The organism is Steroidobacter cummioxidans (assembly GCF_003104955.1).
Window position 1 is genome coordinate 14,181 of record NZ_LSRW01000019.1, and the last position, 12,875, is coordinate 27,055.

9 protein-coding genes and 1 pseudogene are annotated in these 12,875 nt (G+C 61.9%); 6 read left to right on the top strand and 4 right to left on the bottom strand.

The window, feature by feature from the left end; genetic code table 11:
• Nucleotides 1-3: 3 nt before the first annotated feature.
• The 4 genes and pseudogenes from D0550_RS12120 to D0550_RS12135 all read right to left on the bottom strand — a co-directional run bounded on the left by D0550_RS12120 (nucleotide 4) and on the right by D0550_RS12135 (nucleotide 6,196).
• Entirely contained in the window at nucleotides 4-576 is a 573-nt protein-coding gene (locus D0550_RS12120; RefSeq protein WP_116809457.1) for a Uma2 family endonuclease, read from the bottom strand.
• Nucleotides 577-748: 172 nt separating this feature from the next.
• Nucleotides 749-2,342: pseudogene (locus D0550_RS12125) on the bottom strand (hypothetical protein).
• A 12-nt stretch (nucleotides 2,343-2,354) separates the two neighbouring features.
• The gene (locus D0550_RS12130) at nucleotides 2,355-4,964 is read right to left on the bottom strand and encodes a LamG domain-containing protein (RefSeq protein ID WP_161965788.1); all 2,610 of its coding nucleotides are present in this window, start codon (nucleotides 4,962-4,964) and stop codon (nucleotides 2,355-2,357) included.
• 14 nt (nucleotides 4,965-4,978) lie between these two features.
• Nucleotides 4,979-6,196, bottom strand: a complete 1,218-nt coding sequence (locus tag D0550_RS12135; RefSeq protein WP_206606226.1) for a hypothetical protein — start codon at nucleotides 6,194-6,196, stop codon at nucleotides 4,979-4,981.
• 552 nt (nucleotides 6,197-6,748) lie between these two features.
• Between D0550_RS12135 and D0550_RS12140 the strand changes: the two genes are divergently transcribed.
• From D0550_RS12140 to D0550_RS12165, 6 genes are read left to right on the top strand one after another with little or no spacing between them, the layout of a single operon-like run.
• The gene (locus D0550_RS12140) at nucleotides 6,749-9,469 is read left to right on the top strand and encodes an HzsA-related protein (protein WP_153067136.1); all 2,721 of its coding nucleotides are present in this window, start codon (nucleotides 6,749-6,751) and stop codon (nucleotides 9,467-9,469) included.
• A complete protein-coding gene (locus D0550_RS12145) occupies nucleotides 9,469-10,218 on the top strand; it encodes an outer membrane beta-barrel protein (protein ID WP_161965789.1) in 750 nt (249 codons plus the stop codon). Before D0550_RS12140 ends, D0550_RS12145 begins: the two co-directional genes overlap by 1 nt.
• Nucleotides 10,185-10,892: an outer membrane beta-barrel domain-containing protein gene (locus tag D0550_RS12150; RefSeq protein ID WP_116809461.1), complete on the top strand. Its 708-nt coding sequence runs from the start codon at nucleotides 10,185-10,187 to the stop codon at nucleotides 10,890-10,892. Before D0550_RS12145 ends, D0550_RS12150 begins: the two co-directional genes overlap by 34 nt.
• A 44-nt stretch (nucleotides 10,893-10,936) precedes the next feature.
• Nucleotides 10,937-11,431 (top strand): TlpA family protein disulfide reductase, encoded by a 495-nt coding sequence (locus D0550_RS12155; RefSeq protein WP_116809462.1) that lies wholly within the window; start codon nucleotides 10,937-10,939, stop codon nucleotides 11,429-11,431.
• Nucleotides 11,432-11,444: 13 nt separating this feature from the next.
• Nucleotides 11,445-11,678 (top strand): DUF4266 domain-containing protein, encoded by a 234-nt coding sequence (locus tag D0550_RS12160; RefSeq protein ID WP_116809513.1) that lies wholly within the window; start codon nucleotides 11,445-11,447, stop codon nucleotides 11,676-11,678.
• Nucleotides 11,679-11,686: 8 nt separating this feature from the next.
• Nucleotides 11,687-12,874, top strand: coding sequence for a DUF3570 domain-containing protein (locus tag D0550_RS12165; RefSeq protein ID WP_206606228.1), 1,188 nt, complete (start codon nucleotides 11,687-11,689; stop codon nucleotides 12,872-12,874).
• Nucleotide 12,875 lies beyond the last annotated feature (1 nt).

Genomic DNA, 12,875 nt, shown 5'->3' on the forward strand with positions numbered 1-12,875 from the left:
GAGCTAGTCGAACAAGCCCGTCAAATCGACTGGCACATTGCCGAGCGATTGCACGGCAACTAAGCCAGGATTTGTAATGGTAACAACCTCGGCAAACTCACCGCGGCGAGGCTCGCGGAAACAAACCAGCTCCTGCTTCCGCAGATTTACGATCCAGAAGTCGGAGATATCGTGCCGCGCGTAGAGGGGTGCTTTGATCTCACGGTCGTACCGCCACGTGCTGTCACTGATCTCGACTACCAGTCGAATTTCCGCGGGCGTTGGATGCGAGCGGCGATAGAAATCAGCACGCGGGTGCAGCAGCATGAGATCCGGCTCGGGGGCATCGTACTTGCCAAGCACCAGAGTCCTCTGCGATGAAACGAGTGCCGCGTCGCCAACGGCTTTCGAGAAGAGATAGATCAGCAGATCTCCGGTTCCCCCGTGAAGGCTTCCCATGGGCGGCATGTCAATGATCTCTCCATCGATCAATTCCACCCGCGCATCCGGCGCGAGCAAGCCCACTTCAGCCATGCGGTAGTACTCATCGACGGTGAGCCGATGTTTCATCACTCCGCTGTCGGTCATGGCGTTCATGGTTGGTCCTGATGGAGAAGGTACCGGGCTGCAGCCCGCCGCTCGGAGGCCATATTTCGGCGAGCGCCGTAGAAATGCAAGCCGATCGGCAAACGGAATGTGCTAGGGGCGCAAGCGCAAATAAAAAGGCCCGGCGCGAGCCGGGCCTGAAGTCGACAGCGCGAAAAGAAAATCAGACCGGGCCGGTGACGATGGGATTGAAGGCGATCAAACCGTCGAGCGAGGCACCGCTGCCGAGGCCGCTACCGAACAGACCATTGAATGCGCCCTGCTCGCCGTGCAGCGCCATGTAGTTCAGGATCACCGTCTGCACCAGCAAGTTGACGTTGTTCGCAGCCGGGCTGCTGCTGGTCACCACGTCGCCACCGGCGCTGTAGTAACCAATCTGCTGATGGCGGGCCGCCGCCGGCGTGCCCTCGCCGATCAACGTTGGACGTCCCATCGGGCTGTACACCCAAAAAAAAGAACGAAGCCGCGGTCTGCTGGTTGTCGCCGGTCCATTGGCCTTTGCCGCGACCTCCCACCGAATTGTCGACCATGCCGTTCGAGGACAGCGAGCCGTCGCTGAACACATAGATCATCACCGGCTTGCCGACCAACGCCGCGTATTCCAAACACGCGCCGATACAACGGCCAGCGCGCAGATCGCGAGCCTCGCCAGTGGCGCGCTCGCCAGTGTGATAATCGAAGCCGCCCATGGTGATGGTACCCGCGCCGGCGTTACCGTCGACGACCAGCTTCATCACTGCAGCGGTCTTCTGGAATTCACCGTCGCCGCCGAAGTTGGCACCGCCAAACAAGCCTTGAATGCGCGGATCCAGCGAGGGATTCAGCGACGCAGGATTGCTGAAGGTCTCCACCGTGTCGGCCGTCTTGAGGTAGGCGCACTGAAATTGTTTCTTTACCGGGGCATCGTCCGCGCCGAGACGAGTGTCGACGTGCGCGAGTTTGCGGCCGCTCAGCTTGTACATGGCCTCGAGCGTCTGCACGGTATCGCTGACACTGAGAATGGTCGCCACTTCGCCGGTGTCGACCAGGCCCGTCACGTCGCTGACGCGATCGATCTTGGTGGGACGGTTGGCCGGATCGATCATCGCGGCGGGTGCCATGGAGTTGCCGCCCGATTCGGAGTTCTGCGAGCCGATCAACGTCAGCAGCTGACCTTTCGCGCCTTCGCCCGCAGGGCCCGCCTTGGCAATGCCATACATCGGGTTGTGAGGATTGTTGCTGGTGTCGTTCTCGGAGCGCGCGGCGATGACTGCGCCGCTCACCATGGCACGCGTGGTCGGCGAAGTTTTCTCCAGCATGCCGCGCAGGAACGCGCTGTCGGAATGAAACGCCAGACCGAATTCGGTATTGACGAAGTTGGTGGTGGAATTGTTCGGCAGCATGTTGCCCGGCAAGCCCAGCTTGGAATACCCCTGAGTGCTCAGGAAATCCATCTGGCCGCCCTGCTGGCCCACCAGCACGTTCGAGCCGGCAATGTTCGCGCCACCGGCGAGATCGAAACAGATGAAAGGAATCTTGCCGCGGCCATCGGTGATGTTGCACGCCGCCCGATCGACCGTCTCCAACGTGCCGGTCAGCGCTGCAGCACGCCGCGGAGCCAGCATGCTCATCGCAGCGGGCACCACCACGGTGGCTGCACCGGTCGTAAAGCCTTGCGCCAGGAAATCGCGACGGGTCACCGGCTTCTTGTGCGACTCGTGCTTCAACGGCTCGTCCAGGCCGAGGGCACGCTTGCGGTTCGATTTGATGATCAACATGCGAATTGCCCCTTACTGAACCAGAGTCGCGGCATTGCCGAGCGCCGCACCACAGGCAGCCTTGATGACTTCCACGGTGCGGTTGACGTTGGTCTGCGGATTGACCGTGCCGCACGCCCGATTCCTGGTCGCGGGCGCAATCACGACGGTCGGCAGGTTCGGATTGCACAGCGATTCCATGAGATCGCCCATGTCGGTGCGGAACTCGGTGAGATTCGGCTGCGAGATCGAGGCGCCGATCATCTTTGAATGAAGCTGATCGATCACCGCCTGACCGTTCGCATTGACGGCGCTGTAGTCGGCCTCCGTGAGCGGCGACGAGTAGTTGATGCCCGAGAAGAACACATCACGCAGGCTCGGCGTATCCATCATCACGTTGCAGTACTGCAGCGCCAGCTGCGCCAGCGAGGTCTGGTGCGACGAGAGATAACCCTGGATATCGTTCACCGCCGGCAGCGATTGACGCACGCTGGCGTACGTCGCCTTCACCTTTGCGTTGTTCTGCGGCACGCCCGTGATCGTCGACATCGTCGCGTTGATCGCATCGAACAGCTTCACGCCGATGTCCGAGCTCGCCTCGGCCAGCACCGGAGTCGGTGCGACACCCACGGCGTACTGAGTGCAAGCGTTGGTTTCCGTGCCCAGCGCATCGAAGCACAGGAAGAACTGATCCGCTTCCGGCCCCTGCTCCACCGGAATGATGGTGCCCACCGAGGACAGTAGCTGGCCGGTTGCCGCCGAGTACATCTCGCTGCTGATGTTCATATCCAGCAACCGATAAGCCTGTCCAACCTGCGACTCGGCGCCGTTCACACCGATGCGCATGCCCTTCAGACGAATGCTGCCCGGCGTAGCCGTCTCATCGAGACTGATGAACTTCGGATTGGTGAATAGATAGCCGTACGAGTCGTACTGCGTGGCTTCGAAAAGGATGTACGCCTGCGGCACATTGATGATGTGCGACACGCCGAACAGCAGGAAGAATTTCTGGCCGACACCGGCCTCGAAGTTCTGGTTGATCTGCTGCAAGGTCAACGCACGGCTGTAAACGGCGGCCAGACGGACCACGCCCTGCCACTGACGATTGCCGCTGGCCTCGTTGCCGAGGAACAGGGCAAAGCTGTTGTCCCACGCCTCGAGCGTGCCGCCGCCCGAACGGTCCACGTCGCCGGTGAACTGGCCGTTTACGTAAATGCGGCGCCCGTTGACCGGATCGAACGTCAGGACCACATGTTGTAACGATGACTGCAGGACTTCCTTATCGGGATCGGTCGACAGCCTCGGAGCGCCATCGGCGTTGGTGGCCGAGCTGCGACCCGCGAACTCGTAGTTGTACAGCTGCTGCCCCAGCGTGAAATTGCGCGTCGTCGCGCTGCCGGAGTAGCTCACGATGCGAGCGTCTTCCTGGGTAACGTTGCCGGGCACGACCCACGCTTCGACGGTGTACTCGCCGGTGGCGGAGATCTTGTCGTAGAACTTGCGGCTCGGCGCGCCGAAGGTCTTGGCGCGGCCGCTACGAATGTTGATGCCGTAGCCGCCGACCCATTCGATGCCAGGCCCCGCGGCACTGGGCATCGTCAATTCCAGGTCGGCCGCCGGTGCCACACCGCTGGTGTCGTAGGCGATGTTGCCGCTGCCGGTCTTGAATTCATACAGCGCGACGATGTTCCTTTCGTAGCGGCTGCCGCCGCTCGCGATCGTACCGTCATAGAGCGTCAGCGCCTTGCTGAGCGTGCCCGGCGGCGTCGGATCGACAGGGATGGCATTGGCCAGCGCCTGGATACGAGCCAGCAGCGCTGCGGCATTGGCAGAGCAGTCGGTCCAACAGTTGTGACTTTCTTTGCCCAGTCGGACCACGAACCGGGACAACGCCGGCTCGTTGAGATTGATCTTCGCCTGCGACGCGTGATACGCCTCGAGGTACTCGTCGGAGGTGAGAATGTTGGGGTCGTTGCGATCGCCCGCCGCAAAGAACGGCGACTGTGCGGTCGCGGAGTTGGGCTGGTGGCAGCTCGAGCAATATTGATCGAGCAGATCATAGACCGGCTTGAAGGCCGCCGGCGGCAGCGCCGGGAAGCGCTTGCTCGCGCCCGGTTCGATCGGCTGTGGCTCGATCAGCTGGATCTGCTTGCCGCTGGTGTCTTCGGCGCCGACCCAGGCATTGATCCAGGTGATGAGGTCGGCAGTGCAGGCGCCGGTATCGCCACGCCAGCAGTTGTGGCCACCCGCCACCTTGGTGACGAGCGCAGACAGCGAAGGGTTCTCGCGATTCACGATACCGATCGCTTGTTGATACGCCTGGTTCACGTCATCGGAACGAGCGAACGAAGGCGCCTGACCCGTAGCGTTATGGCAGCCGCCGCAACGATCGGTGCCGCGAATGTTGGTCCAGAACCCGTTCTGGAATGCCCGAATCTCGTCGTCGGCGGCGCCCGGGCCGCTGTAGTTCGAATCGGGCATCGCGGATCCGGGAGGGATCGGGTTTGGCTCGGTGGTCGAGCCGCCGCTACAACCGGCCAGCGTCAATGCGCCGAGCGCGGCCAGCGCCGCAAAGCGGGCCAGTCTCGTAGCCATGCTGACGTGATGAGCGCGCATTTGTTTCTTGATGCTTCTGATGCTCATGGGATCACCGCGCCTCACTGGCCAGCGCATTGCGCAGCCACCTGCGCGAACACTTGGCGCATGCTGCCGTTGGTCTGGAAGTTGTCACCGATGCTCCTCACGGCGTTGTGTTCGGCCAGGGTGGCCGGCGCCCGGAAACAAACTTTGCGGTACGCTTTTTCCGCCTGGCACTGCGCGAACGCGCCGCTGTATGCCAGCTCCTGGCCCAGGCTCTTGGCACCGCTACCGCTGCCCGGCAGGCTCGGCGACCAGCCCAGCACGCGCTCATCGTTACGGCCAGGCAGACGCATGCGGTTTTCCCACGCGTCGTTCGGCGTGACATAGCCAGGCTTGAAGTTATCGGAGTTGATCAGGTACTTCGGCTGCACCTGACCGGGCGTGTAGACCAGCCGGCCGGCGGTCTTGTCGTAGTCGTAATAGGCGAAAGCCTGCGCCATCGAGTCCATGACGGAATGGCAGCCGATGCAGTTGTTATTGAAGACACTGCTGTCGCCGCCAGGGCTGCGAGTCACGTCCTGACGAATGCGATCCGGCGGACGCGATGTGTCCTGCACCTGTTCCAGGTCGCGGCACATGTGATTCATCAACGTGAAGCGGAACATCGCGCGGTTGGTGCCGTCGATGAAGAACGCTTCGGCGCCCGCGCGAGAAGTAATGACACCCGCGGTCGCCGCCGGCGGCAGGCCATTCAGCGAAGACTGCGTCGTGCGCGTCAAGCCGCGCAGATCGACGCTGTTGCTTTCCAGCGCATCGTAATGCGCGTTGCTGGTCGGCGAGTACGGCGGCACGCCGGAGCCATTGCCGATGTACACCACGTCATCGAACAGCACCTGGCGGAAATCCGCGTCGTCTTTCACCAGGCCGATGACGGTCGCCGTGTAGTCGTTCAGCGGCGCGAAGATCGATTGGTCGCGATTGGTCCACGGCGACGCGAAGTTTTTCAGCGTGACCGAATAGAAGTTCTTCGAAGACTCGTTGTTGGGATTGATGATGAACGCCGCGGTCGACTCGAGCTCCGGGATCGACCCGGCACCGACCATGCCTTCGAGCGTGGTGAGCAGCGCCTCGGACGGTGGCGTCCCCGTGAGCCGCTCGTACATGCGAAGCGCTTGTGCGCGGCCGGTCGGAGTCGCCCCAGCTTGTTGCCCTGACGCAAAGGCCAGTAATGCCACTCCCAGTGCGGCTGCCTTCGCGAGTGGCGACGTTCCATTGCTTCGTTTCATGTTGCTCATGCAGCTCTTTCCCAAGGCCGGTCGATCTACTCTCGGCAGACTCCGGTAAACTCTTAAGGGTCACCCGCGCTCTTGATACAAAGTCAGTTGTCCCCCGACTTTCGGGGCCGACTATACGGTCGGGTTTTCAGGCCGTTAACTGTCTCAATCGACACACGTCGCGCGCGGGAGACAGTGCCGGGGGCTTCGCGCGCGCGTGTAGTCTCGCCGCCACGATGCGCAGTCCGCCGGCGCACCCGCCATTGATATCGACGGGATCACGGTTGGAATGTGAGGTGCTTCACGCATTGCCCCGAAGCCCGGCGAGGCAGGCGGAAGATTCAGGGAATATCGCGTCCGCTTGTGACTCGCTTAACGGATCGCGAAATATGTCGCGTCGAAGATGGCGCCCCCCGAACAAAGCGCCCTCCCACATCGAATAACTGGCGATACCTGGCAGACAACTTTGTTAATCGATGCGAAATCTTTCGGAGTAACGCTTCAATGAGTCATCAGGCGCAGCCAGCCGCGTCGAATCGAGCCCCCGTGCGCCATGGCGCAGCGGTGCTGCTCATGAGCGCCATTGCGTTCCTGCTGGGCGGCTGTGACAGCGGCAGCGGCGGCACCGATGTGACCATTGGCAGCGGCCAGAACATGGATCCGGTGACCTTGGACTTCCCGGTGTTCTATGTGAAGCGGCCGGTGCCCGATCCGGAAGACGACGAACTGGCAAACGCCGATGCGCGCGAGCTGTTGCGGTTCGAGATCGGTGCCGACCTGTATATGCGCGATCGCGCTTCGACTTCCGCACCGGAAGTGAACCTAACCGCGCAGCAGACCCAGAGCCTCGGCGATATCCGCGACGTGAGCGTCAACTACGATGGCAGCAAGGTGCTGTTCTCGATGCGGGCGCGCTTCATCGAAGGTGCGGACGAGGAAGATCAGCCGACCTGGAACATCTGGGAATACGACGTGGCGAGCCGTCAGCTTCGCCGCATCATCCGCTCGGACATCGTGGCAGAGACCGGCCACGACATCATGGCGAACTACCTGCCGGACGGCCGCATCGTGTTCAGCTCGAGCCGCCAGCAGACCTCGCGCGCCATTCTGCTCGACGAGAACAAACCGCAGTTCGCGGCGCAGGACGAGAACGACAACGAGCCGGCCTTCGTGCTGCACGTGATGGATGCCGACGGCACCAACATCCATCAGATCTCGTTCAATCAGAGCCACGACCTGGCTCCGGAAGTGCTGCCCAACGGCCGCATCGTGTTCACGCGCTGGGAGCATCACATCGATGACAACCAGTTCGATCTGTATTCCATCAATCCCGACGGCTCCGATCTGCAGCTCCTGTACGGCGCCAACAGCCATCAGACCGGCACGCCGAATCGGCCACCCGCCAACACGCTGAGCACCATTCAGTTCCTGAACCCGAAGCCGCTGCAGGATGGCCGCACTCTGTCGCTGATCCGGCCCTTTCAAGGCACCGGCGAAGGCGGCGATCTGGTGCTGATCGACACCGATACCTACGTCGACAACACTCGCGCGGCGTTGGCTGCCAATATCGGCATGACCGGCCCGGCGCAGACCCGGGCGCTGCCGACCGATGTGCGCACGATTCCTGGCCCGTCGCCCGGCGGCCGATATCGAACGGCGCAACCGTTGTATGACGGCACCGGCCGGCTGCTGGTGAGCTGGTCGCAGTGTCGTCTGGTCGAGAACAACCGCATCGTCCCCTGCACCAGCGAGCGCTTGCAGAATCCGAACGCGGTGGAAGCCCCGCCGCTGTATGGCATCTATGTGTACGACGTGCGCGAAAATACGCAGCGTCCCATCGTCGTTCCACAGGAAGGCTTCATTTACACCGAAGTGGTCTCCGGCTCGCAGCGCGCGCTGCCCGTCGTCATTCCGAATCGCGTTGCGGGTATCGACTATCCGCAGCAGCTGCAGGATGAGGGCGTCGGCGTGCTGAGCATTCGCAGCGTGTATGACATCGATGGAGTGGACACCGCGCCCGGCGGCATCGCCACGGTTCGTAACCCCGTCAACCCCGGTTATGCGACCCGCCCTGCTCGGTTCCTGCGGGTCGAGAAGGCCGTTTCCATTCCGGACAATGCCACCCGCAACTTCTCGAACACCGCGTTCGGCCCGAACCGCGCGCTCGGCATGCGAGAAATCCTGGGTTATGCGCCGGTCGAGCCGGACGGTTCGGTCAAGGTGAAAGTGCCCGCCAACGTCGCGTTCTCGATCAGCGTGATCGACGCGAACGGCCGCCGTCTCGGTGGTGCCTTGGGCGGCCGCCACACCAACTGGTTGCAGGTGCAACCCGGCGAGCAGCTGACCTGCAATGGCTGTCACAACGGCAATGCCACCACGCCGCTGGCGCATGGTCGCAAAGGCATGACGAACTCGGCGAATCCCGGCGCACCGACCGCGGGCGTGCCCTTCCCGAACACCAACGCTGCCTTGTTCGCCAACAGCACGGGCGAGACCATGGCCGAAACTCGCAGCCGCATCATGTGCGGCGGCGCTTGTTCGATGAGCGTCGATCTGGCATTCAAGGACTACTGGTTGTCGGCTGCGCCGGCGAACAATCAGGTCGATGCCTGCTATGCCGCTGGCATCAACAACGTGCTGACCGATGCGGCCGATCCGACTGCCCGTTTCGCCTGCACGAACTCATTGCCCGCCGGCTCCCTGGCGCCGGTCGCGCCGGCATGCCGCACCAATCCGACGACCCTCTGCCGGATCACCATTCATTACGAGCAGCACATTCATCCGTTGTGGGGCTTGGACCGGTTCGTCGATGCCGACATGGACGGCATCCCCGACGTGGACGGCGGCGGCGTGGTCATCAACAACAAGTGCAGCAGCTGCCATACGCCGGTGGATGCGGCCAATGCGGCGCAAGTGCCGGCCGGCGATCTGGACCTGACCGACGGGCCTTCCGAGGCACAAGCGCTGCAATTCAAATCCTATCGCGCGCTGCTGTTCGGCCGCCGCGGCCAGATCGTGAACAACATGGGTCAGCTGGAAGATGAGTGTCTGGAATTCCAGACTGACCCGGTGACCAACGTCGTGACCTGTGTGGCCTTCCGTAACGTGCCAGCCTCCATGAGTTCGAACGGCGCGGCCGCCTCGGCCCGCTTCTTCAATAAGATATCGGGCACGACTGCCGGCACGATCAACCATAGCGACTTTATGTCACCAAGTGAGTTACGCTTGTTGTCCGAATGGTTGGATATCGGCGCGCAGTACTTCAACGACCCGTTCACCGCTCCGGAGAATTGATGTCTCGGTCGCTCACGCCGTTAACGCTCCTATGCTTACTGTTGCTGTTCGCGGCGGGAGCGCAGGCTAAAGAACCGGCGCACAAGATCCTGATCGCCGATCCGTTCATCGAGCTGCACTCCGGCCCGGGACGCGGCTATCCGGTATTTCATGTGGTGGAGCGCGGCCGTGAAGTGGAGCTGGTGAAGCGCCGTACCGACTGGTTCCAGTTACGGACCGATCAGGGCGTCGAAGGCTGGGCATCGCGCGAACAGATGATTGCGACGCTGGAGCCGACCGGCGAGCCGCTCGATCTGCAAGAGCCGGCGCGCGAGAATTACATGAGCCGCCGCTGGCAGGCCGGCGTCAGTGGTGGCGACTTCGAGGGTGCCAGCTTGATCTCGGCGTTCGGCGGGTACGCGTTCAGCGACAACCTGTCCATCGAGCTGACCGTCAATCACATCCTCGGCGAGTTCTCCAACAGCTACAGCTACACCGTCGGCCTGCTGCACGTGTTTGCGCCCGAGTGGCGGCTGTCGCCCTATTTCACGCTCGGCACCGGTGTGATCTACACCGATCCGAAGTCGAACCTGGTGGACTCCATCGACCGCGACGATCAGATCGGTTACGTCGGTGGCGGCCTGCAATTTTATCTGACCCGTCGTTTCATGTTGCGCACCGAATATCGACACAACATCGTATTCACCAGCCGCAACGACAACGAGGAAGTGGACGAATGGAAGTATCTCGGTTTCGCATTCTTTTTCTGAGCCTGCTCGCCGTCACGGTGTTGCCCGGCTGCTCCATGCTGGGTGGCCGCGACAATGACCGGCCCACGCCGCTCGCGCCCGCCGCCGATGCCCAGCCGTTGACGGGCGAGCCGGACCAGCAGCCCATCATCGATCCGCGGGTCGAGCGCCGCGAGATCCGGCGCGCGCGCATCGATACGGAAGATTTCGAGCTCGGCGCCTACGTCGGCGTCCTGAACATCGAGGATTTCGAGAGCAACGCCGTTTATGGCGCACGCCTGGCGTATCACCTCACCGAGGATTTCTTCCTCGAAGGCACTTACGGCAAGTCACGCGCCGGCCGTACCAGCTACGAGAATCTCGCCGGCGCCGCCGATCTGCTCAGCGACAAGGAGCGCGACTATTCGTACTACGCGCTGTCGCTCGGCTGGAACGCGCTGCCGGGTGAAGTTTTCATCGGCAAGAACCGTGCGTACAACAGTGCGTTTTATCTGGTGGCGGGCATCGGCAACACCCGCTTCGCCGGCGACGATCGCTTCACCGTCAGCGGCGGCTTCGGCTATCGCGTCCTGCCGGCGGACTGGATGGCGGTGCACTTCGACGTGCGCGACCACATCTTCGACAGCGACCTGGTGGGCGAGAAAAAGATCGTCAATAACCTAGAGGCGCATCTCGGTTTATCGATTTTCTTCTGAGCGACGATACCTGCTGGACTGGTGTGTCATAGAGGGCGTCTGCCATGTCGATGAGCAAATGGATTCGCGCCGCGCTGTTGGGCAGTGCGCTGGTTGTTTGTTCGCTGGTGAGCGCCAGCTCCACCCAGGCGCCCACCTTCACCCTGCCGTCGCGGGCTGGCGACAACGTGTCGCTCGAGCAGCTCAAGGGCAAAGTGGTGATGCTGAATTTCTGGGCGAGCTGGTGCGGCCCGTGCCGCACGGAAATGCCGCTTCTCGAACAGATGCACAAGCGCTACAGTTCGCTCGGCTTCACCCTGGTCGGCGTGAACGTAGAAGCGAACACCGCGGATGCTGAACGCTGGTTGAAAGACACGCCGGTGTCGTTCCCAGTGCTGTTCGACCGCGACAGCAAGGTGAGTAAGTTGTACGACGTGAATGCCATGCCGAGCACGGTGTTCATCGATCGCAAAGGCAACATCCGTTATCTGCACCGCGGCTACAAGGCCGGCGATGAAGGCGAGTATCTGAATCAGATTCGCGCCTTGCTGAAAGAGTAAGAGGTCCGACGTGATCAAGGGAATCGCGGTCAAGGTATTAGCGGCTGTCGCGCTGGCCTCCGGCCTTTCCGCCTGCGGCAACATCGAGCCGTGGGTGAAGCCTTACGAGCGCCAGCAACTGGCCGATCCCATCATGGACACGAATCGCCATCCCGTTTCTTCCGCTTATATGGACCACGTGTGGGAAGCTCGTGAGGGCGCGCGTGGCGCGCTCGGCGGCGGCGGCGGTGGCTGCGGCTGCAACTGAGACCACGCATGAGCTCAGGCTTCAACAAAGCACGAATTCTCTGCTCGATGGTGGCAGTCGCCGCATGTGCACTGCCGCAGGTGAGTTCGGCCGGCGTGCTGCCGGATGATCGCGTCGACGCGCTCTATCACTATTACGAAGGCGACGGCGTCACCATTCAAGGTCCGTCGGTGCTGGTGCGGAAGAAGATGGCGGAAAAGTACGCCGTCAGCGCCAATTACTACCAGGACATGATCACCAGCGCCTCCATCGACGTCCAGGTGAGCGGCGCGAGCGAATACAAGGAAGAGCGCGACCAATACACCCTGGGCTTCGAGTACCTGCGCGGCAAGACCACGTACAACCTCAGCTATACCAATAGCGAAGAGAACGACTACGAAGCGCAAACTGCGAGCTTTGGGTTGAGCCAGGATCTGTTCGGCGACCTGACTACGATCAGCATGGGCTTCTCGCGCGGCGCGGATAAGGTGCGCAACTCCACCGATCCCAGCTTCGAGCGCGACATCGACCGCTGGAGCTACCGCGTCGGGGTGTCGCAGATTCTGACCAAGTCGTTGATCGCGTCGCTGAATCTCGAAGTGATCACGGACGAAGGCTTCCTCAACAATCCGTATCGCTCGTACCGATACATCGATCCGAACGACACCCGTCGGTTCATTCTCGCGCAGGAAATCTATCCTCGCACTCGCACAAGCAATGCCGTAGCGGTCAACGCCCGCTATTTCCTGCCCTATCGGGCGGCCATCTATGGCGGCTATCGATTCTTCACGGATACCTGGGACATCCGCGCGGATACCTTCGAGCTGGGTTATATCCATCCCATCAAGCAGCAATGGACGCTGGAAGCGCGCGTGCGTTACTACCAGCAGGACAACGCCGAGTTCTACGAGGACCTGTTCAGCCGTGTGAACCAGCAGAACTTCATGGCCCGCGACAAGGAGCTGTCGACCTTCAACAGCATCGCCTTCCGCATCGGCGCAAGCTACGAGTTCGCTCCGGTCACCGGGTGGGGCTTCGTAAAGAAGGCCTCGGTGAATCTGTTCTACGACCGCATCGAGTTCCGCTACGACGACTTCCGCGATGCGCGCGTCTCGAAGCTGGCCCCCACCGATCCGAACTTCCGCCCTGCCGGCAGCGAGCCGTTGTACGAGTTCGGCGCGAACGTGATCCAGGCATTCGTGTCGATCTGGTTCTAGC

Coding starts and splice junctions, on each gene's coding strand:
- D0550_RS12120 (WP_116809457.1), bottom strand. CDS start 576: ATGAACGCCATGACCGACAGCGGAGTGATGAAACATCGGCTCACCGTC.
- D0550_RS12130 (WP_161965788.1), bottom strand. CDS start 4,964: ATGAGCATCAGAAGCATCAAGAAACAAATGCGCGCTCATCACGTCAGC.
- D0550_RS12135 (WP_206606226.1), bottom strand. CDS start 6,196: ATGAGCAACATGAAACGAAGCAATGGAACGTCGCCACTCGCGAAGGCA.
- D0550_RS12140 (WP_153067136.1), top strand. CDS start 6,749: ATGAGCGCCATTGCGTTCCTGCTGGGCGGCTGTGACAGCGGCAGCGGC.
- D0550_RS12145 (WP_161965789.1), top strand. CDS start 9,469: ATGTCTCGGTCGCTCACGCCGTTAACGCTCCTATGCTTACTGTTGCTG.
- D0550_RS12150 (WP_116809461.1), top strand. CDS start 10,185: ATGGAAGTATCTCGGTTTCGCATTCTTTTTCTGAGCCTGCTCGCCGTC.
- D0550_RS12155 (WP_116809462.1), top strand. CDS start 10,937: ATGTCGATGAGCAAATGGATTCGCGCCGCGCTGTTGGGCAGTGCGCTG.
- D0550_RS12165 (WP_206606228.1), top strand. CDS start 11,687: ATGAGCTCAGGCTTCAACAAAGCACGAATTCTCTGCTCGATGGTGGCA.